We start from the raw sequence: 25,225 nt of genomic DNA on the forward strand, positions 1-25,225 counted from the left end.
GACCGGCTCACAGCTCGGAGCGTTTGACCAGCGCGTAGACGAGCAGGGCGGCGAGGATCGTACTGAGGTACGCCTCGGAGCCGGCGAGAAAGCGGGCGAGCGGTCCCACGGGGGCGATATTGCCGTAGCCGATCGTCGTGTAACTGATGTAGCTGAAGTAGAGGTTGTTGTAGAAGCCCGTCGCATCCGTTTCGAACAGCGGCCCGCCGAACGCGTACGGGATCGCGAAGAACACCGGTGCGATGGCGAACGCGATGCCGATCCGCATCGGTCGCATGCCGTGGCCGCAGGTGATTCCGAGGAAGAAGTTCTCCGCGGCGCGACCGAGGTTCTTCGCCCGCGTCACGACGCCTGCGTCCGGATCGCGGACGGCCTCGAGGCTCTTGTGCCGGCTGTACCGCTGGCGCTTGACGCGGAACTCGCCGGCGGTCTTCATGTCGCCGATCTCGCTCGCGCTCTGTTTGGCCTTCAGATACGTCGTCTCGACGACCTCCGGCGTCATCTCGAGGGCGTAGTCGGGGTCGAACGCGTCCGTCGACGGCTCGTCGAAGGCGTGGACCGTCCAGTCGTTCCGGTCGAGGTACTCGCGGTGGCCGCTGAAATCGAAGGTGTGGCCGTCGAACTCGTCGAACTCCGTCCGACAGAACCGAAAGTAATCGAGGAGCTGGCGGTGATCGCGCGTCCGCTCGGCCGCGAGGTCGACGTCGCCGACGCTCGCGAGCGTCAGGTCGTACCGCACCCACCCCTCGGCGGGCTGGACGATCCGGCCGCTACGGATCTTCCCGCGGGTGAAATCGACGAACGCGTCGTCGTCGATCCCCCGCGCCTCGAGGTCGATCCGTTCGGAGACGACACATCGGCTGAAATCGACCGTGCCGCCGAACGCCGTCTCCCGGAAGTTCGCCGACGAAATTTCGGCGTCGTGGAAGTCGACGTCGTCGGCGAACCGGGCCCCTTCGAAGGAGACGTCGTCCTTGAGGTGGTTCGCGCCGCCGACGAACTCGCAGCCGCGAAACACGCACCGGCCGTCGAACGCGACGCCCGAGAAGTCGGCGTCCTCGCGAAACCGCGTCTCGTCGAAGTCGACTTCCCGCGCGAACGTGACGTCGGGAAAGTCGGCGTCGCCGTCGAAGGTCGCCGACTCGAAGTGTGCTTCGCCGCGGAACTCGACGGCGGCGAACGTCACGTAGCGAAACGAGGCGTGATGGAACGTGACGTCCCCGTGGAACGTCGTTCCGGCGAAACTCGCATCGTCGACCAGCGTCCGCGCACCACCGGCGAACGACGCGCCGCGGAAGTCCGCTCGGCCCCGAAACGCGACGTCGTCGAACGCGACGTCCCCCTCGAACCGGACCTCGTCGAAGTCCGCGTCCGCACCGAACTCGGCGCCGCGAAACTCCGCGTCGCCGGTGAACGTCGCCGCCTGGAAGACCGCCGGCTCGTCGCAGGTGATCCCGTCGAACGTCGAGAACCCGAACTCCGTCTCGCGGAAGGTCACGCCGGCGCGAAAGGTCGCCCCCGAAAACGTCGTGTTGTCCTCGAGGTAGTTCGAATCGCCGTGACACTCCGCCGCCCGAAACGTCACCTCGTCGTCGAACGTCGTCCCGTCGAAGCGAACGTCGTCGCGGAAGGTCGCCTCGTCGCAGTCGACCGGTCCCTCGAAGGTCGTCCCGTCGAACGTGACGTCGTCGTCGAACCGCGCCTCGAAGAGATCCGTTTCGCCGGTAATGATCACGTTCGAACACGAAATCGATGCTTCGACGTGGGCCTCCGTCAACCGGAGCGACCCGATGGTGGCACCGTCGAGCACAAACGGCAGCGTCACCCGCGCGTGCGTCAGCGAGAGCCCCTCGATGGTCGCCCCGCTGAGATCGACCGGGTGGCGATCGACGCTCTCGAGGGCGGTCCGATCCAATGATAGTTCGGGCAGCGTGACGCCGCTGAGGTCCTTCTGGGCCGCGGTCCCGCGAACGAGCACCGCACGAAACGTTTCGCAGACTTCCTCGTCGGTGATCCCCCGCGCCTCCCGCTCGGCGGGCGAGAGGTGCAGTACCGAGGAGTCGACGGATGCGCCGGCTTCCGCTGGGAGACGGCCGTCCGACTCCTCGACCGTCCCGCCGTCGACGTCGGAGCCGGCACCCTCGTCGGCGTCGGCCCCGTCACCGTTCCCGACCTCGTCCCCTGATTTATCTTCCATTGGAGAGCATTATGTAAACGCGCATCATATAAGTTTAGAATACTGCTCGGAGTCAAATCGTGTCCGACGGTGCGGGCGTCTCCGCCGCGCGAGCATCCGACGCGTCGGCACTCGAGGCGTCGCGATGGGTCGCGAAGACGGTCCGCGTGTACAGGGCGAGATCGAACTCGGGATAGGTGTGATAGGTCTCGTAGCCGTCCGCGTCGATTTCGATCGTCGTGACGGCGTCGGGGTCCCCGTCGAACGCGTACGCGAGATCGAACGATCCCGGTCGAGACAGGTACCGGTCGCGGGGGAACGCCGAGAGGGGTCGATGTTCGATCCGCGTCACGCACCGGAGGGCGTCGGTTTCGAAGGCGAGTCGGCGGGACGGGCGACCCGTCTCGAGCGGAATCGCCGTCCCCTCGCGACTCGCTACCGGGGCGGGATCACAGGTCGAGAGCTCGTGAAACCCGTACTCGGGCGCGCTGACGTAGTGTGAGCTGCCGATGATTCGAAACGTGAACTCGGTCCCCAGGAACGGCCGCGTGAGCGAGTCGAACACGCGGACGCCGTCGGTCGCCGGCGGGCGGTCGGTGTGAACGAATTGGAGGGTCTCTCGGGACATGGTCAGTCGACGATGATGTCGTAGTTCGGCCGCAGGATGCTGTTCGGCTCGACGTCCTCGTAGACGGGAAGCGACCGCCAACGCCACTCGTCGAACGTTTCGGCGTGGTCGCGGACATAATCGCTCTCGGCGCGCTCGAGGTCAGGGGTCGGCGTCGGGCCGTCCGAGAGCACGTAGAAGCGCTCGCCGGGCTCGAGTCCCCCGTCGCCGTCGAGGTCGTCGTACACGTAGTAGGGAAGGTAGCGGTCGAACCCGGCGTCTCTGACGGTGGTGGTGTAGGCCTTGTTGTGCGCCGGGTGGCCGCTCCTCGTATAGACCCAGGAGACGACGAGGCCGTCGTCGGCCAGGTGGTCGCGGACCTGGCCGTAGAACTCCGTCGAGTACAGCGACAGCGTCTCGTCGCTTCGCGCACCGGGGACGTCGAGCAGGACGAGGTCGTACGTCTCGTCGGTCTCTCGCAGGTAGGTGACGGCGTCCTCATTCGTCGTATTCAGCCGGTCGTACTCGTAGGCGTCGTTGTTGTGCTGCCGGAAGAACTTTCGCTCCCGGGCCATCTCGAGGAACTCGCCATCGATATCGACCTGATCGACCGAGGCGTTGTACTGGCGGAGGTGGTCGACGGCGATGTAATCGCCGCCGCCGACGAGCAGGACGTTCAGCGAGGACGGATCGTCGAACGTCGTCATCGGGACGTCGACGAGCCCGCTGTGATAGGAATCCACCCAGGTATCACAGAACTGTATCGCCCGATCGAGGTGGAGACACTGCTCCGTCCGGGCGTGGCCCTCGAGGTCGCGCTCGTAGGTGAGCACCGTCTGATAGGGCGTCGTCTCGTAGCTGAGCGCCTCGACGTCGGCCGCTCCCTCGCGGTACTCGCCCTCGATGTTTCGCTCGAGGTAGGTCGTCGTCACCGCGCGGTCGACGGCGGCGGGCTGGCCGACGAGGCCAGCGTAGGTGCCGGTCAGGAGGAGGCCGACGACGAGGACGGCGCGCCATCGCCCCGCGGTCGGCCGCGAGAGCACTCGAGCGGCGCCCGAGAACGTCCAGGCGGCGAAGGCCAGCGCGGCGAGGGCGTTCAACAGCCCCAGCGCGAACACGGACACGACGAGTCCGAACCGGGGGTACAACAGGAGCGCGTAGACGACCGTCCCCGCCAGACTCCCGAGGTAATCGACGCCGAGCACCTCGGAGAAGGACCGCTCGTCGGGCTCGCCGACGGCGAAGAAGAGGCCGAGGACGCCGCGGACGATCCGTCGCGGATACAGCCGACCCAGCGACGCGAAGATCGTGTCCTCGCGGTCCTCGACGAGATCGGTCAGGAGCGGGACTTCGAACCCGGACAGCACGCCGACGACGAGGATCGGGACGTGTGAGAGCGCGAGGACCAGCGGCTCCTTCCCGGCGAATGTGAGTTCCGGGAGGGAGTTGATCGCGACGATGGCCATCGCTCCCGCGGGGCCCGCGATCGCGAGATAGATCTCGGTCCGGAGGAAGTTCGACTCCGTCTCGCCGAGCTGTGCGGAGAGCACCGAGCCGATCCCGAGCGAGAACATATAGAGTCCGATCGTGATCGAGTACCGGAGGACGGTTCCGCCGAAAAACACCGTGAGAAGCTCCGAGTAGACGAGTTCGTACGCGATCGAACAGAACGCGACGACGAACGTCGCCGCCAGCGCGACCCGTCGATCGGTGAGGACCGAACCGGACCCGCCGGTCTCCGTCCCCTCGGTCGTGTCGAGTCGGCCCCCGTCGGCGCTATCGGTCGATGTCTCGTCGGACATGTGAACTGAATTCTCGGACTCGAATCGTTCGGCGACGGCCTCGACTGCTCGATCCGGATCGACTCGAGCGCCGGGGACCGTCATCGGACGGATCGACGGCTACAGTCGCGGTCGAACGTGCCAGGCCTCGTCGACGGTGAGTCCGCCGGTCGACGCTCGTTCGAGTTTGAAGTCGGCCGCCTGCCAGTCGAAGTCGATGTCGCCGTCGGGCGACTCGAGGCGGGTGCCGACGCGGTACCAGCCCTCGTCGGCGGTCGCGGTAGCAGCGGCGCTGTCGTCGGTGTCGGTCTCGTTTCCGGCGGGAGAGTCGGCTGCGGTCTCGTTCTCGGCGGGGGATTCGGTCGCTGTCTCGTTCCCGGCAGTGCCCTCCGATTCGGCAGCGGGAGCCGAATTCGACGTGAGGGTCGCGAGGTCGACCTCGAGGGTCGTCCCCGGGTCGGGATCGCTCCACTCCCGGTCCCAGTCGACCGGCTCCGGCCCCGGCGACTCCGTCTGGTACTGACCGTTCGAGCCCATGTAGGCGACGCCGAGGGCGGCGATGGCCGCGGTGTACATCTGGGCCTCGTCCCCGTGATCGTCGCGCCAGGTACTGTGCGAATGTCCGCCGTAGATGGCCCAGCCGTGTCGGCCCGTGGGAGCCGACGAGTGGCCGCCGCTGCCGCGCCCGGTCGCACCGCCTCTCCCGGATCCCGACCCCGAGGACCGCGAGCCGGCACGCGCAGTGCCGATCGGGAGCAGCGAGCCGACGATCGCGGACCCGTCGACGTTGTCGATGGTCGATTCGACTTCCGGTTCCGAGTCGAGGGCGATCTCCATCGTTCCGTCCGCGATCGAGACGTCCTCGAACACCTCGGCCTTTCGTGGCGGTGGCTCGTCGCTCCCGTCGCTCCCGTCGCTCCCGAGGCAACCGGCTAACCCCCCGGTCGAGATCGCGAATCCTCCTCCACCGATGCGAAGGAACCGCCGTCGATTCATACCCTCCTGTGAACGTTCCATCACAAAGTGTTTTAGGTTTTATCGATACTCTCTTCATCCACTATTCGAACCGTTGAAGTGAACTGCCTGAGTACCTCGAGCGTGATATGACCGGGAACGAGAACGCGGTGCGACGGGAGGTCTCGGGCGACGTTCGCATCGGTGGGGGCGAGACCGCGCCCGTCGAACTCCGCGGTGCCGAAGACGTCTACGTGAGCGCCGAGAGCGTCTCGGGGCGGCTCACGGTCCACGATCCGGAGTACGTCTTCACGGACGTTCCGACCGGTGCCGAGCCGGCCGATTCGGCCGACGCTCGGACGGTGTTGACCGGCGATCTCGACGACGGCTACGTCGACGGCGTCGACGGCGACGTTCACGTCACCGGGGCCGAAGACGTCTTCGTCGAGCACGGGGCGGCCGAGACGCTCTCGACGATCGGTGCCGAGCAGGTCTTCCACGACGACGCGGCCGCGCCCACTCGATCGCCGGAGGACTACGAGGTCTCGGTCTCCGGCTGGCGACAGACGCGAGACGTCCGCGATCCCCGCGGCGGCGTCTCAGTCAGGGGTGCGAAGAACGAACTGACCGCGACCGACGCGCGCCACGATCTCACCCTCTACGTCGCGGGGTGGGGAAACGAGATCCGCATCGAGGGACAGGCGATCGACGTGACAGTCTACTTCGTCGGCCGCGACAACCGCGTCAGCGTCGGCCCGTACGTCACGGCGACTACGGGGGCCGAGAGCGGCTACGACAACGACCTCGAGTCCGATCCCCTCCCGCCGGAAGCGCTCGTCGAACAGACCGAGGCCGAAGCTTACCAAGGAGCGTTCTTCGGCCGTCACAAGGTGACCTACCAGGAGCCGGCGTCGGGGAAAGAGTGGTGTCCCAACTGCGGCGAGAGCGCTGACGCCGTCATCACGCGCAAGCAGCGCGACGCCTTCTTCCTGTTCGGGAAACCGATCCGCACCTACGACAGCGGCGACGGGGCCTTCGAGTGTGAACACTGCACGCCCGTCGCGATCGGCTCCGTCGAACTCTCGCCCGAGGAGCGGAAACGGATTCTCGGCTAGGACGGGTCGTGTGACCTCGGATCGACGTTCGGCATTGCTCTCGATCCGTTCCCTCGATGCGACTCGAGTCCGATCGGCTTCTCCGTCACCGCTCGCCCGCACGCTGCGCGGCGTCCGCGCGGGAGGACCGTTTCGCCGCGACCGGCAACTAGATAAAACCTTTAACGCCGTCGTCCCGTAGTCCCAGCAAATGGTACTCGACGATCTCGGGACGTCTCTGCGGGGGACCTTGGACAAACTCCGCGGGAAGTCGCGACTCAGCGAGGAAGACATCGAGGAGATCGTCAAGGAGATCCAGCGATCGCTGCTCTCCGCCGACGTCGACGTCTCGCTCGTGATGGAGCTGTCGGACAACATCGAGGAGCGCGCTCTGGAGGAGGAACCGCCCGCCGGCACGCCCGCGCGGGACTTCGTCCTCCGGATCGTCTACGAGGAGCTGGTCGATCTCATCGGCGACTCGACCGAACTCCCCCTCGAGGAGCAGACGATCCTGCTCGCGGGACTGCAAGGGTCGGGGAAGACCACGTCCGCCGCGAAGATGGCCTGGTGGTTCTCCACGAAGGGGCTCCGACCGGCCGTCATCCAGACGGACACCTTCCGGCCGGGCGCGTACGACCAGGCCGAGGAGATGGCCGAGCGCGCGGAGGTCGACTTCTACGGTGATCCCGACAGCGAGGATCCCGTCGAAATCGCCCGCGAGGGCCTCGAGGAGACCAGCGACGCCGACGTTCACATCGTGGACACGGCGGGTCGCCACGCCTTAGAGGACGACCTGATCGACGAGATCGAGCAGATCGAGGATGTCGCGGATCCCGACACGTCGTTGCTCGTTCTCGACGCTGCGATCGGGCAGGGCGCGAAGGAGCAGGCCCAGCAGTTCGACGAGTCGATCGGGATCGACGGCGTCGTCATCACGAAACTCGACGGGACGGCGAAGGGTGGCGGTGCGCTGACCGCGGTCGACCAGACCGACTCCTCGATCGCCTTCCTCGGGACCGGTGAGGAGGTCCAGGACATCGAGCGCTTCGAGCCCGACGGCTTCATCTCGCGGCTGCTCGGCATGGGCGATCTCAGCCAACTCGCCGAGCGCGTCGAGCGGGCGATGCAACAGACCGACGTTGAGGAGGACGACTGGGATCCCGAGGACATGCTGCAGGGCCAGTTCACCCTGAACGACATGCAAAAGCAGATGGAGGCGATGAACAACATGGGGCCGCTCGATCAGGTGATGGACATGATCCCCGGGCTCGGCGGCGGGATCAAGGATCAGCTCCCCGAGGACGCGATGGACGTCACCCAGGAGCGGATGCGGACCTTCACGGTCATCATGGACTCGATGACCGAGAAGGAAAAGGAGTACCCCAAAGCCATCGGCGCGAGCCAGATCGAGCGCATCGCCCGCGGGTCGGGGACCGACGAGGAACAGGTCCGGGAACTGCTCCAGCAGTATAAGATGATGGAGCGTACGATGAAGCAGTTCCAGGGCATGGGCTCCGAACAGGAGATGCAGCGCATGATGAAGCAGATGCAACAGGGCGGCGGTGGCGGTGGCGGCGGAATGGGCGGCATGGGGCCGTTCGGATAACGCCGCGGATCGCCGCGGCTGCCGGCCGTCGACCGACAATTACCGACCACGGATTGCGACCCGCTGACCGACAGCTCGGCGCACTGTCCTCGGTTTCATCGCTCGTTCCGCTCGAACTACCAGTACGGAACACATTCTCCGTGCCACTACGTTAATACACCTCTAGACGTACCCTCGAGTAGGATGAACCGTCGACAGTATCTCGCTCGAGCGGGCGCGGCCGGCGCTAGTGTCGGATCTCTCACGGGACTCGCAGGCTGTCTCGACGACCTGAGCGGGTCCGACGACACGACCGACGACGAGGGGGATGCCGGCAGTCGGGCCGGCGTCCGCGCGCTCGATCGCACCGCCGGCGATCTGAACAAGGCCGCGCTGGTACTGGACGAACTCGACGGCCTCGAGGATCCCGGAACGGTCGATTTCGATCCGTCGGAGCCGCGGGATCGACTCGTCGACGCTCGAGACCACCTCGAGACGGCCGAGGCCGAACTGGGCGACGATCGGGCGGCCGACGTCGACACGCTGCGGTCGTACGCCGACGCCCTCGAAGGACTGATCGACGTGACCGCGACCGTCACCGATGAGGGGCTCACCGAGGACGTCGACGACGTGAGCGCGGCGCTCGAGACGGAGAGCGGGATCGAGGACGCGAGCGCGACGGTCAGCGACCGACACGCCGAGATCGCCGACGCCCACGAGCGGTGGGACGAGACGGACGAGACGATTCGGGGCATCGACGCCGACAGGCTCGACGAGTTGGCCGACGTGCCGCGGTCCGATCTCGAGGAGGGATCGACCGCCCTCGGCGAGGTCGTCACCGCCTTCGAGACACTGGCCGGGGCGTACGACGCGACGCTGGGCGACGAGGGATACGACGCGCTCGACCGCGGCCGGAGCCACTTAGACGAGGGGGAGTACGAGGCCGCACGGGACGAGTTCGAGACCGCCGAATCGACGTTCTCGGCGGCTCACCGACGGCTCGCGGACGGGACGGCGACCGCGCCCGACGGACTCGTCGGGTACTTCGAGACGGCCGAGTGCCAGACCCGACATCTGACGGACGCGGCGGCGGCGTTCGCCGACGCGGCGACGGCCGCGGCGGAGCGGGACCCGTCTGCGACCGAACACCGGAGCGATGCCGAAGCCGCCCTCGACCGTGTCGGAGACTGTTCGGACTGACCCTACCGGGCCGGCGTCGCGTCGCCCTCGCGGGCCGCCATCGGCGGGAGGTCGTCGACGAGCACCACCGCGTCGCCCTCGAGCACGACGGTCCCGTCACCGTCGGTCACGGTCGTCTCGATCCGGTACTTCGCGCGACCGAGGTCCTCGGCGATCTCGCAGACGGCGGTCGCGTGCTCGCCGATCGAGAGCGGTGCGCGGAAGCTACTCTCCTGTGAGAGGTAGATCGTCAGCCCTGGTAGCCGAGCGAGGGCCGCGCTGATCAGCCCGTTCGCGAGGACGCCGTGGACGATTCGCTCGCCGAAGCGGGTCTCGGCGGCGTAGGCCGCGTCGAGGTGGACGCGGTTGGTGTCGCCCGTCACTTCGGCGAAGGCCTCGACGTCGTCTTCGGAGATCGTCTTCGCGAATCGGGCGACGTCGCCCACCGAGACGGTCGTCTCGTCCTCGCCGCGATACTCGAACTCCCAGTCGTCGCGCTCGTAGAGGGTATCGGTCCGCACCTGCCTGCGAGGCGGCCGTTCGCGCGACTCCGCGGCGCGGTGAGCGAGTTGGGGCACGTAGTAAGAGAGTTCGATCGTCGTGACGATGCCCGAGAGGTCGGCGGTGTCGTCAGTATCATCACTCGAGACGACCGGCAGGTGTTCGACGTCCGCGGAACGACAGAGTTCGACGGCGTCGACGATCGAGGCGGTCGATTCGATCGTCGTCAGCGGTGTCGACATGAGCTCGCGCACCTCGAGACGGCCGAGGTCCGTCCGGTCACAGAGGTGTGCGACGAAGTCACCCTCGGTGACGATACCGACCGGTTCGCCGTCCCGGACGACGACCACCGAACTGACGCGCTCGTCGCGCAGCAGTGTCGCCGCCTCGGTCGCGGTCGCGTCGGGCGAGACGGTGACAACGTCTTCGATCATGATCTCGGCGACGGGTATCGTGTCGTGCATCTGATTGCCGTTCGTTGCCGATCCCTATCAGTGGTCGGCGGACCGCTCCCCGAGGGAAAATGCGGGAAACCGGACCGGGTCCGATTCGATCGGACTCAGTTCGGGTTGGGTATGTAACAATTTCTGCCATCACTAGCGATTTATCCGCGCCGCCTCATGCATTCAATGCATGACTGAGTTAGAATTTATTACCTTCGCTTGTACGAACCCCGACCGGGTGGCGTCGTTCTGGGAGGGAGCGCTCGACGGCGAGCGGCGATCGCTTCCGGAACCGCTCGAGGCGGAAATCGTCGATCGACCCGGCGAGGGCCCGGACCTCTTGTTCAAGAACCAGCCGTCGGGACCGAAACGGGACCTTCCGATTCACCTCGACCTGTCGACGGCGGACCGGGAGGCGACCGTCGACCGGCTCCGCGAGCTCGGGGCGTCCGTCCGCGAGACGAAGACCGAAACCTACGAGACGCACACGGCGACCTGGACGGTGCTGGAAGATCCCGAGGGTACCGGGTTCTGCGTGAGCGAGTATCGGGAATAGCGACGGCGAGTCGTATTCCGTCGACGCGAGAGCGGCGACTCGAGACCATCGGCCGAACGGAGAGAAGAATCGATTCGGCGTCGAACTCGCTCGGGTTCAGGCGTCGACCGGTCGGCCGTCTTCGGTCGGCGGCGCGATGTGATCGACGTACTCCTCGAGGCTCGGTTCCTCGACGCGGACGCGGACGCTGATCTCGCCGAGTTCGTCCGGTTTGCCCACCGAGAAGTTGACGTAGTCCTCGAAGGCCGCCTGTTTTTTGAGCGCGAACGAGAAGGTGTCGCCCTCGCGATTGGCGAAGAACTCGCCGCGGGCGGTGTCGAGGATCTCTTGGCGGTGGAGCAACTCCGAGAAGTGATCGAGCGCGTGGGCCTCGGCCCTGATCTCGCCGAACTCCTCCTCGATGTCCGCGTTGGGAAAGATGTTGGCCACGGCGTCGAGCACGCGACTCGTGACCTCGGTGTCGTAGACCGGTGCCGTGATCTCGACGTCGACGCGGTAGATCTCGCTCATGGTTCGGATTCCGCTTCCGCGCGTTTCCGTCCGTCGGTTCCGTCCCGGATGATCGACCGGATCTCCTCGTGGAACGCCTCGAGCGAGTCGGTGTTCTCGACGACGACGTCCGCTCGGTCCATGGCATCGTCCATCCCGAAGCCGCGTTCGCGCTCGTCGCGCGCCGCGAGCCCCTCGCCGCCGTCGGCCTCGCTCGCGTCCCGACCGCGCTCGTCGATCCGCTCGGCCCGGACCGCGAAGGGGGCCTCGATACTGACCAGCGTGAACGCGTCGCCGAACTCCTCCTCGAAGACGTCGACCTCGACGCCGGATCGGATGCCGTCGACCAGCACCGTCTCGTGGGTCTCGAGGCGATCCTCGATCATCGGCAGCGACCGCTCGGCGATCGCCGTCGGGCCGTTCTCCTCGCGCAGCGCCTGCGCGACCGTCCCGTGATCCTTCGCGGGGTCGAGCCCGCGGTCGGCTGTCTCCTGGCGGACGACGTCGCCCATCGTCACCACCGGGATCCCGTCCTCGCGTGCGACGGTGGCGGCCTCGCCCTTGCCGCTCCCGGGGAGTCCCACCGTTCCGATGACGTGCATCGAGCACACGTACCGGCGAGACGGGCATAAACGCTGTGTTCGCAACGCGGTCTGCACTATACTAGTGGATCCCTTCGACGGTCGACCCTCCCCGTTGTTTCCCTGCAACGGTTTTAGGACCGGTATTCCCCGCGTTGCAGTTCGGCTCGAGGGGCCCCTCGAGACCCGGTCGGCGCGATTCGGCCCCGCTCGAGTCGGGGCGGTTTATGCGTCCGGTATCGGTCTGTTCTCTCGCAGCGAAACGACGCGTTCGACGGTATTACCTCACTCAACCGTCCGAATTCTCGGCAATTCAGATAAACTCTGACTGATCGGTAAAACGGAGATTGGGCATTATGTGGCAGTCCGTCGCGGGGACAGATGCCGTACCATGACAGACACAATCGTCGACAGGCGTCGATTCGCTGCCGGAGTCGGCGCTGGACTGGTCGCTGCAGTCGCGGGTTGTATGGACAGCGGCGAATCCAGTGACGAGACCGTGAGCGGCGACGGAACGAGTGACGGCTCCGATGGCTCCGACGGAACGAGCGACGGATCCGACGACCTCGAATCCGATGAGAACGCGGACAACGAGTCCGAGGACGGCGAACTCGATAACGAGTCCGCGGACGACGGACTGGGCAACGAGTCCGACAGCAACGAGTCTGGTACCGAATCCGATACCGAAACGAGCGACCCTAACGAATCGGACACCGAAAACGAGAGCGGCGACGATTCGGAGGTCGAGTTCTAACGTCGGGCAGTAGTGTCGTCGACGGTCATGTTGTTTCAGGGATGCTTCTCCCTTTTCCGACGCCTCACCGGATAGCGTCGGATGCTGTTTTTTCGTTCGACCGTTCGATACCGAAGAGAGCGAACGACTGCGATCGGAAATCCCAACCGCTTATACCGCTCCATCGTGGATTCGGACTCGAGGGCGCGTAGCTCAGTCCGGAAAGAGCGTCGGACTTCTAATCCGACGGTCGTGGGTTCAAATCCCATCGCGCCCGTACAGCGAACGAAGTGAGCGAACCGGCACGTGGGATTCGAATCAGGGAGGAGCTTTGCTCCGACCGTGGTTCAAATCCCATCGCGCCCGCTCGCTGTCGCGAACAATTCGTGAGCGACAGCAGTACAACGAGATGGCATTTGAACGAGACGAGTCGCGCACAGCGTAGCGAGCACGTCTCGTCGTTGTTCATAATCCCATCGCGTCCGTGATTCTGCGACGACCGCACGCTCGAGCAGCGCCGGGTGATCGCCGAGATGCTGTCGACCGGGGGTAAACGTCGAGGGCGATATCGAGACCGGGTGATCGCTCGAGTCACCAGCAGATTTTTGCAGAGAGGACCGTAACCGTAGACTATGAGCCTGACTACCGACGACTTCGCCGAATTCATGGCCGGCGACCCGGAGGACGAGGAAACGGTTCCGCTGGGTGATGCGCTCAACGAGCTGGCCGTCGACGTTGAGGGTGACGCTGTCGAGGCGGTCCGTGACGTCCGCGAGCAGATATGAAGCTCTTTCTCGATACAAATATTATAGTCGCCGCGGTCACCAAGGATACTAACCGATCCGAAATCGCCGTTCAGGCACTCAATGAGTTCGATGAGACGTATACCTCCGTACTGAATCTCATGGAGCTTCGAACTGTTTTGACCAAAAAGAAGGCATTCGAACGGGATCGCGTCGAACAGATCGAACAGCGCATCAGCTCCCGAACCACCGTTACATTCCCAGATGCCTCCGATATGGTCGCGGCAAATCAACTGCAGGATGACACGCTCCTCTATCCGATGGACGCCCTCGTACTCGCAGCTGCTAATGCAATCGATGCAACTCTCGTCTCTTTCGACGCTGAGTTGCGAGAGCATGGCGCGAAGCACCCACAAGATCTCATTTAGCTTATGTCTAATTAGCCTCTGAATCCCGAGTCGATCGCGATCTTCCTTTGCTCGGACCCGCGGTGATCGCCACCGTTGTGCCAGCCGGCAGCGGAATTTCACTCGAGCGGACCATCTTCTCCCGAGCGATCACTATCCCGCACGCCCCGCGAGTGCCCACCGGCTACGCAACGGTTATATCCGCTGCAGCCATTCATTTCGGCATGACTACCAATGAATCTGCCACGTTCGGCGGGGTATTCGGTATCGTCGCCGTACTGGCGATACTCGTCGGAGCGGCGATATTCGGCTACGGCCTCTTGCTCGTTCCGACGTCGCTCCTCGGCGGCGCTGGATCGCCGCGATCGGGCTCTCACTGGTGCTCTCGGGACTGGTCGCGACCGACTGGGCCGGTGACCGGTTCGATCTCTCGAGGACGGCCCGACGCAGACTGTCGCTCGGGTTCGCCGTACTCGCCGTGCTCCTGCTGCTCGCGTTCGTGGGTATCAGCGGCGCGTCCTTCGAGACCGAATCGATCGAATCCAGTTCCTGAGGCCCATTGCACGCCAGTTCTCCCTCGGTCCGTGAGAGATGACCGTCTGCCCCATCCTCGAGCGTTCGACTGTCTCGTCCGTCGCCACCGCTCGCTCGAGCGCTACCGGGAATTGGGTCGCACGGGCGTCTACCCGTTCCGGAACACCTTATTATTGTGAACAGTACCGCTACACTAATGTCGATCACTGCCGGTAAATAGGATGTCGGGAGAGCCGGCCGAGGCAGCACGGGGGATACGGGGAATGCACTGATCATCGCCGCGCGACGATCACTCCCTGCTGCCGACGCGTGTCTACCCTTCTGATACCAGTTCCTGCCCGGTAGCGGCCGCGCTCCCTCTCGAGCGCCCCGTTCGATCGCTTGCGGAAACCGCGGTCGTCACCGCTCCGGAATCGGGCGATCCATTCAGGCCGACGATACAACCCGTTCGATCACCTTTCGCCGGTATGGACGAGACGGACACCAAGCCGATCGCGTTCGCGGGCCCGGACGCGACGACCGAACCGGACACGTTCGCCGAGCAGGCGCGCCGGCGCGCCGAAACCGAACGCGAGGCCGTCGAGTGGGCCGTCACCGAACTCGAGTCGCTGATCGCCGCGGCCGGCGTCGACCTCGAGCCGCTGCTCGAGTACGCGCGCCGCAGTCGGGAGAGCATGCCCGACCGGTACGTGCGGGCCTACGAGGCGATGGCCGAGACCCTCGACGTCGATCCGGCCGTCTACGAGGCCTACGCCTTCGCGTACAGCGACCTCTGTGACGAACTGGCCGACGAGCCGGCCGCCGATCCCTCGCGCGGGTGTACGAACGCGCTCGTGTCGCAGCCGCGAACTACCGCAGACGGCCCGCTCGTGCTCAAGAACCGCGATATCGCGGGGCGGGGTGCCCGCCCCAAGTCGGTCGTCGAACAGCCCCAAATCGACGACTATCACGGCTTTCTGACCGTCGACACCTGCGGCACAGTGATGCTCTACAAGGGGGTCAACGATCAGGGGTTGGTCGCGGCGAACACCTACATCGACGCCAACCGGGACGATATCGAGCCCGAGGCGCAGTTCCGGAACGGCACCGTCGTCCGGCGCGTGCTCGAGGAGTGCGCGACCGTCACGGACGCCCGCGACCTGCTCGCGTCGATCCCGACGCGGCAGTTGATGGCCCAGACGCTCTTCCTGGCCGACGGGACCGACGCCGTCCTGCTCGAGGTGAACCCGCTCGAGGAGCGCATCGCGGTCGACGATGACGGAGCGGTCGCCCGAACGAACCACTTCGTACTGTCGCGTTCCGACGATACCGAGAGTTCGCGACGCCGTCGGGAGCGAGCGACCGACCTGCTCGAGTCGGGCGGCGACGATATCGACCGGGAGTATCTCTGGCGGATCGCTGCTGATCACGAACACGGGCCGGGCGACGAGTCGATCTGTCGACATCCGGAGCCGGAGACGGACGAGTACGCGTTCGGCCAGTTGACGACCGCGAGCGCGGCGGTGTTCGAGGGCGGGTCGCCGACGGTCGAGATCGCGATGGGTAACCCCTGTGAGACCGAGCCGATGCGGTGTTCGTTCGGCGACGAACTCGCGATGGACCTTCGGACGGGGGGCCGATGGCTCGAGCGCCTCCACGTGGCCTGCGACGGATCGACGGCCTCCTGAACGCGATCCCGTCTCGCTGCGTCGGCGTCGGTCCGCGTCGAGCCGTTCCGTTCGATGCGGTCGGGTCCGCCCGTCCGCTGCGCTCTCGACTCGACGGTGTCCGTCTCGTCCGGGCGGCGAGTTCCGACGGTCGGCTTCGGGCCCGCGTCCGTCGTCCGTCGACGAACCTTGGTCGCGAATATAGATCACATAGATCGACGTATTGCTATTACGAAGATTCACGTAACAAAGAACGTCACAGTGCGCATGGTCTCGTTTCGAGCCACCGGTGAGAGCGGAATCGATCGTCGATCGTTCGTCTCGTTGCTCGGTACGACGACGGGTGCGCTTGCGCTGTCCCGATCGTCCGACGCGGTCACGACTGCAGACTCGGCGTCCAGCGATGGGCTCGAGTCCCTCTCGTTTTACTCGACGGCGTCACAGGTGAGCACCGAATACGCGCCGCTCACCGACGAGGAACACGTCGTCGCGTGGGCCTCTGCGGACGCGTACGTGACGAGCACGAGCGACGGAACCGACGAAGCCGACGTCGTCTCCTACGAGGACGAGCGGATTCCGCTGATCACGCAGGACGGATCCGTGATGGGGATCGGCAGCGCCGGCTTTCTCAGCGACGAGCGCGGCGGGTTCGACGCCGGCAACGAGGAGTTCGTGCTGAACGTCTGGGACGAACTGCTGGGGCCGGACGGGACGGTGCTGTGGGACGAGAGCCACGAGCAGTACTGGGACCTCTCGAGTCACGAGACCTTCCGGCGCTACGCCGAGGACAACGGCTACGAGCTGCGAGCGCTCGCGGAGTTCGCGACCGACGGGACGACCCTCCAGTTCTATTCGACGGCGAGCCAGGTGTCGCCCGACGGCGACGCGCTCACCGAGGAGCAGTTAGCCGCAGACGACGATCTCGAGGTCCTCGCGTGGGCGGAATCGACGGCGACGAACGGCGATCAGACCGGGTCCGACGCCGTCGAGTACGGCGACGACGAGCCGATTCCGCTGATCACCCGCGACGATCGCGTTGTCGGGTTCGGTGCGCCGTTCGTCGAGGACGACAGCGATCACGACGAGAACCGAGCCTTCGTCCGGGGCGTCTGGGACGCGGTGATCGACGGCGAGACCGTCTACTGGGACGAGAGCCACGACCAGTACTACGATACCGGCCGGTTCGAGACGTTCATCGCCGACGCCGAGAGCGACGGATACACCGTCACCGCCGCTGACGACCTGCTGGCAGTTCTCGAGGGCGCGAGCGACGGTGCGGACGAGAGCACCGAGACCGACGCCGATGCGGTCGTGATCACGACGCCCGCAGCGGCGTTCACCGACGACGAACTCGCGGCCCTCGAGTCGTTCGTCGCAGACGGTGGGGCCGTGTTGCTCCACGATCAGGCCGATTACGGCGGCCACGACGAGACGGAGGCCCTCGACGAGGTCGCCGAGCGGCTCGATCTCGGGTTCCGATTCAACGCGGATCAGGTCGATGACGACGCGTCGGGCTGGGACAGCCACGTGTTCACGACGACGGCCTTCGACGAGGCGTATCTCCCGGAGGAGTCGGGTTCGGTCGGGCTGGCGGACGCCGACGGACTCGTGATCACGACGCCCCAGTGGGCGTTCGACGACTCGGAGCTCACAGCCCTCGAGTCGTTCGTCGCGGACGGCGGCGCAGTCTTCCTGTTCGATCAGTCGGACTTCGGCGGGAACGATCGAACGGGGGCCCTGAACGACATCGCCGACCGACTCGATCTCGCCTTCCGCTTTAACGGCGGGCAGGTCGAAGACGAGGTCCGGAACGCCGGCCCCGTCTACGAGCCGGTCGCGACGGAGTTCTCGCCCGCGTTCGACTACTTCGACGGCCGAGACGGGATCGGGATCGAGTTCGACCGCGACGGTGAGTACTACGGCCGGGTCACTCGCGTGTTCGACGGCGACACCGTCGAGGTCGAGTTCGACACCGAGTACGGCTACCGCGAGACCGTCCGCAACGTCGGCGTCGACACCGCAGAGACGCCGCCGACGGAGACCAGCCCCAGGGAGTGGTTCGGCGTCCCCGACGACGCGACCGATCACCTCCACGACTGGGGCGACCGCGCGTCGGAGTTCGTCCTCGAGCGGCTGGCACCCGACGGCGCGACGGTCGACGAGGCCGACCTCGAGGGCCGCCACGTCAAGATCACCTTCGACGAGGCGGAGCCGGTACGCGGGAACTACGGGCGACTGCTCGGTTACCTCCACTACGATCCGGACGACTTCGCGGCCGACTTCGACGCCGACTCGTTCTCGGTGAACTACAACCGCCGGATCGTCGCGGACGGGTACGCCCGCGTCTACTCGTCGGGCTTCGCGGCCCACGACGAGTTCGCCGCGCTCGAGGAGGACGCCCTCGCGGCGGGTCGGGGCGTCTGGTCGGCGTCCGACATTGATGCGCTCACCGAAATTCGCAACGAGCCCGTCGAGGACCTGTTCGTCCCGTCGGCCCGGAGCATTCGCAGCGCTCGAGGCCGGAACGGCGGTCCCGTCCGGGACGATCGAGTGGCCGTGTCGGCGGCCCCGAGCGCCGAGCAGCGCCTCGAGGGCGACGGCGTCGCGTACGACGGCGATATTCCGCTGGTCGGGATCGACGAGCGCCGCCGGGTCGCGCTCGTCGGCGGGCCGCTGATCGACGAGCGCTACGAGGAGGGCGAGGGCTTCGGCGCGGACACGAGCGGCTACGGTAACTTCCCGTTCCTGACGAACCTGATCGACCACCTCTCGGAGCCCGACGGCGACGTGATAGTCGCCGGCGGCCAGGGCCAGTTCAATGCCGCAGGCTCGCTCTCCCTCGAGGACTGCAAGTACTATCTCCGCTATCTCGAGGGGGTCGACGCGCGGCTCCGCCAGATAAACGATCTGGAACGGACGCTGCCCGACGAGTCGGAGCCGCCGCGTGCCGTCTTGCTCTCCGCGCCCGCCCGAGAACTCGAGTTCGGAGAACTCCTCGCGTTGCGCGAGTATCGGAACCGGGGCGGCGCGGTCGTCCTGCTCGGCAGCGCGGCGGCCGACGCCGATCACACGCGGAATCTGAATCGGCTTGCCGCCCGGCTCGATACGGATCTCCGGTTCAACGAGGATCGGATCATCGACGCGGAACGGAACCTCGCGGACGATCCCGCGGTCCTCGAGACGACGGCGTTCGACGACTCATTCCCGCTGTTCGATGCCTACGACCCGTCGGACCGTACGGACGAGGACGACGAGGCGGACGAAGCCGATGAGGCACCCGGAAACAGCGACCACGCGCGGGGCCACCGCGGAACCGGTCCCGGAAATAGCGGTAACGCCCCTGGTCACGGCGGTGGCTCGCCGGGTAACAGTGGCAACGCGCCGGGGCATCGCGGCGGGCCGGGCAATAGCGGAAACGCGCCCGGCCGGTAACCCGATTCAGGCGCGAACGCGGCGCCGCTCGAGGTCGGCCTCGAGCCGGTCGGCGGCGCGGAGTCGCACTCGTTTCGCGCGTCGTTTGGGAAGCTGCGAGTCGGTCACGCGGTCGGCGAGCGGGTCGTACGCCGACGGGGTGAATCCGAGTCCGCGCAGGTAGCGTCGGACGGCCCGATTCTCGAGTCCGTCGCGGATTGCCCCGTCGGCGATCGACTCGACGGTGTCGAACGCGGGGAGGCGGAGCGGCTCGTCGGAAGGCGCGTTCGAATCGATGATCGCGTCGGACTCCGTCGGCCGTCCCGAGCCGTCGACCACCGTTCCGTGGGCGTCCGCGCGGCCGACGATCGATCGCACCTCGTCCGCGAGTCGGAGCACCTGACTCGGCAGGGCCGCGTCGGGCGAGCGCCACTCGACGGTCGGCATCGCTCTTCGCAGTCGGACGGGGTTCCAGGCCGCCTCGTAGGGGTCGAACTCGTCGTCGAACGCGTCGGGGTCGACGCCGCGCTCGAGCGCGCGCTCGCGAAACCCGTCGTAGGCGTCCTCAAGTCGCCGGTCCCACTCGGCGACGCTGTCGACGTAGGGCCGGAGCTGGCCCTGTTCGGGGCAGGTCTCGTAACACGAGCGCCGGTAGAGGTACGGTCGGGCGCACTCGAGGATGCGTTCGCCGCGGTAGTGGGCCGAACTGTTGACGAGCGCGAAGGCCGGGTCAAGCGCCGTCAGGGCGTTGAGTTGGTCGACGACGTTTGACTGTTCGAAGTGAATGTGGGTGCCGGCACAGACGCGGGCGTCGTCGAAGGCGGGCCCGACGATCCGGCGCTGGAGGTCGGTGCTCTCCTTGTCACGGTAGGGAATCTCGTCGGGCGAGGCGTACAGCGGCGTCGCCAGCGGGACGAGTCGCTTGTCCTGATCGCGCGCCGCGTCCACGACGCGTTCGATCCGACCGAGCAGCTCCTCGCGGAGTTCGGCCATCGATCCGCACGGGGTTGTCTTGATCTCGAGCATCGGCTCGACGAACTCCGGATCGACCTGATCCGAGACGTCGAGCAGTGTATCGGGTGCGACCAGATCGCCGTCGCCGTCGACGACCCAGTACTCCACCTCGAGGCTTGTGTTCATGGATGTGTCTGGGAGCGCGGTGAGTGGCCCTCGAGCAAGCCGTCACTGGGCCATCCGGCGGACGGCGCTCGGTGAAGGGGCCACGTCCGTGCGGACGGGCGGGCCCTTCGCGTCATCCGAGCCGTCGGCCGATCGGTCTCCCGTTGGATTCGCTGGTAGGCACGATCCACGCGAAGGCGTTGAGCCTGCGAGGGCAGGTCGTGCTATCAGGTACCGACTCCCTCGATCGGCGAGCGTGATACCGGTAACACCAGTGTTACGAGGTTGTATCAACGTATCTGCTGGATTGATATCCCTTCGGTAACATGATAGAACTACATGAGCGACGAAGCGACTGCGGACGACGCGTCAGTGATCGTTGTCGGCGGCGGCCCCGCCGGACTGAGTGCGGCCCTCTTTACCGCGAAGAACGGCCTCGAGACGACGGTGTTCGACACCGACGGAACCTGGATGCACAAGGCCCACCTGTTCAACTACCTCGGCATCGGCTCGGTCGGCGGCAGCGAGTTCATGGCGACGGCCCGCCAGCAGGTCGACGACTTCGGCGTCGATCGCCGCCAGGGCGAGGAAGTGACCGCGGTCAGCGAGGCCGGCGACGGCTTCGCGGTCGAGACCGAGGAGGGGAGCTACGAGGCCGACTTCGTCGTCCTCGCGACGGGCGCGAACCGCGACCTCGCGGAGGACCTCGGCGTCGCGTTCACCGAGGAGGAGACCGTCGACGTCGGCGTCGAGATGGAAACCAGCGTCGAGGGTGCCTACGCGACCGGCGCGATGGTCCGACCCGAGGAGTGGCAGGCCGCGATCGCCGTCGGCGACGGTGCCGCCGCGGGACTTAACATCCTGTCGAAAGTACGTGGAGAACACTACCACGACTTCGACGTTCCCGCGGACGCCGAGCGCGTCTTCGGCGAACTGATCGCGGAGTAATCCCACTATCGAACCCGCGGAGCCAGCCGACTCAACCGACTCACCGAATTCAGTACGATGTCTAACGAATCACAGAACCCAGTCACGCCGGAGCTACCCGACAGCCCCGTCCACACGACGGGCACCGATCACATCACCATCTGGGGAAGCAACGAGGCCGACACGATCGAGTTCTACCAGGACCTGCTCGGCATGCCGCTCGTGCTCCGTCAGCCGAACCTCGACGATCCCTCGCAGACGCACCTGTTCTTCGACACGGGCGACGGTCGCATCCTCACCTTCTTCGTCAGCGACGACCGCCCGTCGAACCGGCGCGGCCAGCGCGGCGGGACGGGTGCCGTCCACCACCTCTGTTTCAGCGTCGACCCCGACGACTACGAGGACACGATGCGGGCCCTCGAGGAGGCGGGCCACCAGTACAACGTCTTCGACCGGGGCATCTTCCACTCGATCTACACCACGGACAACAACGGCCTCGTCATCGAACTTTCGACGGACAAGTACGAGGTCCCGGACGACCGCCGCGGCGAAGTGCTCGCCAAGGCACAGGAGCTCCGCGAGGAAGACGGCGCCGAGTACGCCAAGGACGAGCACCTCCGCGGTGCGATCGAGGCGCTCGGCCTCGAACTGATCGAACACGATCTCCCTGACGCCGACACCGGCGTCGGTGGTGTCCAATGAGCGCGGACGACCGCGTCGACGGTCCCCATCAGGACCAGCAGCTCGTCACCGGCGGGACCGACCTCGCGGAGGCCGAGGCGGCGCTCGTGCTCACCCACGGTCGCGGCGCGGCCGCTCGCGGGATGATCCAGATGGCGAACGAGGTCCATCGGGAGGGCGTCGCCTTCCTCGCTCCGCAGGCGGCCCGCCGGACCTGGTACCCGAACTCGTTTCTCGAGCCCGTCGAGCGCAACGAGCCCGGTCGATCATCGGGCCTGCAGGCCATCAGTGACGCGATCGGCGAGGCCGACGACGCCGGCATCCCGACCGAGCGGATCATGCTGATCGGCTTCTCGCAGGGGGCCTGTCTCGCGAGCGAGTACCTCGCCCGCAACCCGCGGCGCTACGGCGGCCTCGCCGCTCTGAGCGGTGGACTCATCGGTGAGGAACTGGACGACGAGTATCCGGGTGACCTCGAGGGGACGCCGGTCTTCCTCGGCTGTAGCGACGTCGACCCGCACATTCCCGAAGAGCGGGTCCACGACACGGCCGCCGTCTTCGAAGACATGAACGCCGACGTGACGAAGCGGCTCTACGAGGGGATGGGCCACGGCATCAACGAGGACGAGATGGAGTTCGTCTCCGAGATGGTCGCGGCTCTGGTCGACGCTTGATCCGGCTGCACGCGGCCGTACTCGAGGTTCGAATCAGCGAATAACGGTCACCGGGACGGGGGCGCGACGGACGATCGTTTCGGCGACGCTCCCGAGCAGGACGCGGGAGAGTCCGGAGCGGCCGTGGCTCCCGATGACGATGTGCTCGATCTCGTCGTGGTCCGCTGCGAACGAGACGACCTCGCGCGCGGGCTTCCCGACGGCGGTTTCGGTCCGAAACTCGCGGTCGGGATCGCTGACGATCTCCGCGATCTCTTCGGGAAACTCCTCGGAGACCTCCTCCTCTTGTTCTCGAAGCATCTCCTGGACGATCTTGAGACCGGCCTCCGTGGAGCCGTCCGCCGCTTCGATGACGCGCAGCAGGACGATCTCCTCGTCGGGATACGTGGTAAACGCGTGTTCGACCGCCTCCTGTGCGGGTTCCGAGCCGTCGTAGGCCACGAGTATCGCCATACGTTCACTACCACTTTCGGGAGTATATACCGGACGCTGGTGGTCGAGTGTAGCGAGGCGGAAGCCGCGCGAACGTCCGCACTATTCACCCGCTATCGAGGGACAAATTGATATTTCTCTTCGAAATATACCGGCGTACTCGATCCCTTCATATGACTACCAGATCGTTTTCACGGCGTCGCGTGCTCCAACTGACCGGCGGAACGACGATCGTGGGTCTCGCCGGCTGCTCCGGAACCAGGTCGAACGGTGACGACGAACATCCCGACGATGGACACGATCACGGCGATGACGGCCACGAGGGTGGTGGGCACGAACACGATGCAGACATCGGTGACCCGTCCGACTCCGCAACCGTGTCGATGATCACGACGGACGATGGCGATCACTTCGATCCGCACGTCGTCTGGGTAGAGTCCGGCGGCAGCGTCAGTTGGACCAACGAGAGCGGCAGTCATTCCACCACCGCCTATCACACGGCGAACGACGAACCGGGACTCGTCCCCGAGGGGGCAGCCGAGTGGGACAGCGGCGTCCTCTCGGAACAGGGAGCCGCGTTCGATCACACGTTCGAGACCGAGGGCGTCTACCACTACTTCTGCACTCCCCACGAAACGTCCGGGATGATCGGCAGCGTCATCGTCGGCCGGCCCGACCCGCACGAACAGCCCGCGCTCGCCGATCCTCCCTCCGACAAACCCGAAGCCGTTCGCGGAAAGCTGACGAAGCTGAACGAGCGGATCAGGGACGCGCTCGGCCACACTCACTAGCGGCCGCGAATATCGTGCCGTCCGTTGGTCGCTCGCGGCGATTACTCTTCGAACCCGTCCTCGAATCGGAACGTCCCGTCTCGCTGCACCACTTCGCCGTCGACTTCGATGAACGAATCTTCACTCATATCGACGATCATGTCGACGTGCACGGCGGAGTCGTTGGCCTCGTTGCCCTCGCCGACGGTGTCGTCGTAGGCGCGGCCGACGGCCATGTGGACCGTATCGCCCATCTTCTCGTCGAACAGCATGTTGTAGGTGAACTGGTCGATGTCGCGGTTCATCCCGATGCCCAGTTCGCCGAGTCGGCGCGCGCCCTCGTCCGTGTTGAGGACCTCCGTGAGGACGTCCTCGTTTTTCGCCGCCGAGTGCTGAACCACTTCGCCGCCCTCGAACTCGAGGTAGACGTCGGTGATCTCCCGACCCTGATGGTACAGCGGCATGTCGAACAGGACCTCGCCCTCGACGCTGTCGGGCTGGGGCGCGGTGAAGACCTCGCCGCCGGGGAGGTTATGCTCGCCGTGGTCGTTCAGCGTCGGGTTGTCTTCGATGGACATCGTCACGTCGGTCGTGTCGCCGCTCTTGATCCGGATCTCCTCGGCCGGGTCCATGATCTCGACCATGTTCGCCTGGTGCTCGCGCTGTTCGTCCCAGTCCTTGTTGACGGCGTCCCAGACGAAGTTCTCGTAGCCCTCCGTGCTCATCTCGGCGAGCTGGGCGTTGGCCGGCGCGGGGTACTGCGTGAGACACCAGCGCTTGGAGAGGCGCTCCTCGAGAATGGGGCGGTGCGCCTGCTGGTGGGCCGCGCTGACCTCGGGGTCGACGTCGCTGGTCTGAGTGACGTTGTCCGTCGCGCGGATGGCGATGTAGACGTCCGTGTTCTGGATGAGCGCGAGTTCGTGTTCCGGCGTGTCGAACTCGCCATCAGATGAGCGCAGATACGCCCGCTGCTGTCGTTTCCCGGTTCGCTGGCTCGTCGTGATCGGGTTCGCGCCCCGATCGCCGATCACTTCGTGGAGGGCGACGACCAAGTCCTCGGCGACGGGATGGGCATCGACGACGACGTTGTCGCCTTCCTCCAGGTCGACCGAGTGGTCAGCGATGATCTCGGCGTGTTCGCGGATTCGCGGGTCCATGCCCCCGCATTTGTGGGAGGAGGAAAAAATGGTTCGTAATGAGGA

The 25,225-nt window shown here is 66.0% G+C and carries 24 protein-coding genes and 1 tRNA gene; 15 read left to right on the plus strand and 10 right to left on the minus strand.

The window, feature by feature from the left end:
* Window positions 1-7: 7 nt before the first annotated feature.
* The 4 genes from LDH66_RS17465 to LDH66_RS17480 are packed head-to-tail and all read right to left on the minus strand — an operon-like array spanning window position 8 to window position 5,560.
* Window positions 8-2,197, minus strand: coding sequence for a potassium channel family protein (locus tag LDH66_RS17465; RefSeq protein ID WP_226482363.1), 2,190 nt, complete (start codon window positions 2,195-2,197; stop codon window positions 8-10).
* 52 nt (window positions 2,198-2,249) lie between these two features.
* On the minus strand, window positions 2,250-2,804 hold the full coding sequence (locus tag LDH66_RS17470; RefSeq protein ID WP_226482364.1) for a DUF2617 family protein: 555 nt from the start codon (window positions 2,802-2,804) through the stop codon (window positions 2,250-2,252).
* Window positions 2,805-2,806: 2 nt separating this feature from the next.
* Entirely contained in the window at window positions 2,807-4,669 is a 1,863-nt protein-coding gene (locus LDH66_RS17475) for a spermidine synthase (RefSeq protein ID WP_226482365.1), read from the minus strand.
* A gap of 15 nt (window positions 4,670-4,684) precedes the next feature.
* Window positions 4,685-5,560, minus strand: coding sequence for a hypothetical protein (locus tag LDH66_RS17480; RefSeq protein WP_226482366.1), 876 nt, complete (start codon window positions 5,558-5,560; stop codon window positions 4,685-4,687).
* Between the two features lie 107 nt (window positions 5,561-5,667).
* Between LDH66_RS17480 and LDH66_RS17485 the strand changes: the two genes are divergently transcribed.
* The 3 genes from LDH66_RS17485 (at window position 5,668) to LDH66_RS17495 (ending at window position 9,397) form a co-directional block, all read left to right on the plus strand.
* The gene (locus tag LDH66_RS17485; protein ID WP_226482367.1) at window positions 5,668-6,633 is read left to right on the plus strand and encodes a DUF8108 domain-containing protein; all 966 of its coding nucleotides are present in this window, start codon (window positions 5,668-5,670) and stop codon (window positions 6,631-6,633) included.
* A 190-nt stretch (window positions 6,634-6,823) separates the two neighbouring features.
* Complete coding sequence (locus LDH66_RS17490) at window positions 6,824-8,218, plus strand: signal recognition particle protein Srp54 (RefSeq protein ID WP_226482368.1); 1,395 nt, start codon at window positions 6,824-6,826, stop codon at window positions 8,216-8,218.
* A 183-nt stretch (window positions 8,219-8,401) separates the two neighbouring features.
* Window positions 8,402-9,397 (plus strand): hypothetical protein, encoded by a 996-nt coding sequence (locus LDH66_RS17495; protein WP_226482369.1) that lies wholly within the window; start codon window positions 8,402-8,404, stop codon window positions 9,395-9,397.
* A 2-nt stretch (window positions 9,398-9,399) separates the two neighbouring features.
* On the opposite strand, the gene LDH66_RS17500 is transcribed toward LDH66_RS17495, so the two are convergent.
* Window positions 9,400-10,341, minus strand: a complete 942-nt coding sequence (locus tag LDH66_RS17500; RefSeq protein WP_226482370.1) for a CBS domain-containing protein — start codon at window positions 10,339-10,341, stop codon at window positions 9,400-9,402.
* Between the two features lie 169 nt (window positions 10,342-10,510).
* On the opposite strand from LDH66_RS17500, the gene LDH66_RS17505 reads away from it, so the two are divergent.
* Complete coding sequence (locus LDH66_RS17505) at window positions 10,511-10,876, plus strand: VOC family protein (RefSeq protein WP_226482371.1); 366 nt, start codon at window positions 10,511-10,513, stop codon at window positions 10,874-10,876.
* A 96-nt stretch (window positions 10,877-10,972) separates the two neighbouring features.
* Here the strand turns inward: LDH66_RS17505 and LDH66_RS17510 are convergent, their stop codons facing one another.
* Together LDH66_RS17510 and LDH66_RS17515 are read right to left on the minus strand one after the other, a co-directional pair.
* Window positions 10,973-11,386, minus strand: a complete 414-nt coding sequence (locus LDH66_RS17510; protein ID WP_226482372.1) for an RNA-binding domain-containing protein — start codon at window positions 11,384-11,386, stop codon at window positions 10,973-10,975.
* On the minus strand, window positions 11,383-11,967 hold the full coding sequence (locus LDH66_RS17515; RefSeq protein WP_226482373.1) for an AAA family ATPase: 585 nt from the start codon (window positions 11,965-11,967) through the stop codon (window positions 11,383-11,385). The genes LDH66_RS17510 and LDH66_RS17515 overlap by 4 nt, the downstream gene beginning before the upstream one ends.
* A gap of 370 nt (window positions 11,968-12,337) precedes the next feature.
* On the opposite strand from LDH66_RS17515, the gene LDH66_RS17520 reads away from it, so the two are divergent.
* The 7 genes from LDH66_RS17520 to LDH66_RS17550 all read left to right on the plus strand — a co-directional run bounded on the left by LDH66_RS17520 (window position 12,338) and on the right by LDH66_RS17550 (window position 19,441).
* On the plus strand, window positions 12,338-12,700 hold the full coding sequence (locus LDH66_RS17520) for a hypothetical protein (RefSeq protein WP_226482374.1): 363 nt from the start codon (window positions 12,338-12,340) through the stop codon (window positions 12,698-12,700).
* Window positions 12,701-12,881: 181 nt separating this feature from the next.
* Window positions 12,882-12,956, plus strand: a tRNA-Arg gene (locus LDH66_RS17525).
* Between the two features lie 355 nt (window positions 12,957-13,311).
* Window positions 13,312-13,464 (plus strand): hypothetical protein, encoded by a 153-nt coding sequence (locus LDH66_RS17530; protein WP_226482375.1) that lies wholly within the window; start codon window positions 13,312-13,314, stop codon window positions 13,462-13,464.
* A complete protein-coding gene (locus tag LDH66_RS17535) occupies window positions 13,461-13,850 on the plus strand; it encodes a type II toxin-antitoxin system VapC family toxin (RefSeq protein ID WP_226482376.1) in 390 nt (129 codons plus the stop codon). Before LDH66_RS17530 ends, LDH66_RS17535 begins: the two co-directional genes overlap by 4 nt.
* Window positions 13,851-14,208: 358 nt before the next feature.
* Window positions 14,209-14,382 carry a hypothetical protein gene (locus LDH66_RS17540; RefSeq protein ID WP_226482377.1) on the plus strand — a complete coding sequence of 58 codons (174 nt, stop codon included), beginning with the start codon at window positions 14,209-14,211 and terminating at the stop codon, window positions 14,380-14,382.
* A 448-nt stretch (window positions 14,383-14,830) separates the two neighbouring features.
* A complete protein-coding gene (locus LDH66_RS17545; RefSeq protein WP_226482378.1) occupies window positions 14,831-16,030 on the plus strand; it encodes a C45 family autoproteolytic acyltransferase/hydrolase in 1,200 nt (399 codons plus the stop codon).
* A gap of 246 nt (window positions 16,031-16,276) precedes the next feature.
* Window positions 16,277-19,441: a thermonuclease family protein gene (locus LDH66_RS17550; protein WP_226482379.1), complete on the plus strand. Its 3,165-nt coding sequence runs from the start codon at window positions 16,277-16,279 to the stop codon at window positions 19,439-19,441.
* A gap of 6 nt (window positions 19,442-19,447) precedes the next feature.
* Here the strand turns inward: LDH66_RS17550 and LDH66_RS17555 are convergent, their stop codons facing one another.
* The gene (locus tag LDH66_RS17555) at window positions 19,448-20,560 is read right to left on the minus strand and encodes a glutamate-cysteine ligase family protein (protein WP_226482380.1); all 1,113 of its coding nucleotides are present in this window, start codon (window positions 20,558-20,560) and stop codon (window positions 19,448-19,450) included.
* A gap of 318 nt (window positions 20,561-20,878) precedes the next feature.
* Between LDH66_RS17555 and LDH66_RS17560 the strand changes: the two genes are divergently transcribed.
* The 3 genes from LDH66_RS17560 to LDH66_RS17570 are packed head-to-tail and all read left to right on the plus strand — an operon-like array spanning window position 20,879 to window position 22,821.
* A complete protein-coding gene (locus tag LDH66_RS17560; protein ID WP_226482381.1) occupies window positions 20,879-21,487 on the plus strand; it encodes an NAD(P)/FAD-dependent oxidoreductase in 609 nt (202 codons plus the stop codon).
* A gap of 57 nt (window positions 21,488-21,544) precedes the next feature.
* Window positions 21,545-22,168, plus strand: coding sequence for a VOC family protein (locus tag LDH66_RS17565; protein WP_226482382.1), 624 nt, complete (start codon window positions 21,545-21,547; stop codon window positions 22,166-22,168).
* Complete coding sequence (locus LDH66_RS17570) at window positions 22,165-22,821, plus strand: alpha/beta hydrolase (RefSeq protein WP_226482383.1); 657 nt, start codon at window positions 22,165-22,167, stop codon at window positions 22,819-22,821. Before LDH66_RS17565 ends, LDH66_RS17570 begins: the two co-directional genes overlap by 4 nt.
* A 33-nt stretch (window positions 22,822-22,854) precedes the next feature.
* Here LDH66_RS17570 and LDH66_RS17575 read toward each other — a convergent pair whose 3' ends face one another.
* Window positions 22,855-23,274 (minus strand): universal stress protein, encoded by a 420-nt coding sequence (locus LDH66_RS17575; RefSeq protein ID WP_226482384.1) that lies wholly within the window; start codon window positions 23,272-23,274, stop codon window positions 22,855-22,857.
* Between the two features lie 182 nt (window positions 23,275-23,456).
* On the opposite strand from LDH66_RS17575, the gene LDH66_RS17580 reads away from it, so the two are divergent.
* Window positions 23,457-24,044 carry a cupredoxin domain-containing protein gene (locus LDH66_RS17580; RefSeq protein WP_226482385.1) on the plus strand — a complete coding sequence of 196 codons (588 nt, stop codon included), beginning with the start codon at window positions 23,457-23,459 and terminating at the stop codon, window positions 24,042-24,044.
* A gap of 41 nt (window positions 24,045-24,085) precedes the next feature.
* Here LDH66_RS17580 and LDH66_RS17585 read toward each other — a convergent pair whose 3' ends face one another.
* A complete protein-coding gene (locus LDH66_RS17585; RefSeq protein WP_226482386.1) occupies window positions 24,086-25,180 on the minus strand; it encodes an aminopeptidase in 1,095 nt (364 codons plus the stop codon).
* Window positions 25,181-25,225 lie beyond the last annotated feature (45 nt).

The organism is Natrinema amylolyticum (assembly GCF_020515625.1).
GTDB lineage: Archaea > Halobacteriota > Halobacteria > Halobacteriales > Natrialbaceae > Natrinema > Natrinema amylolyticum.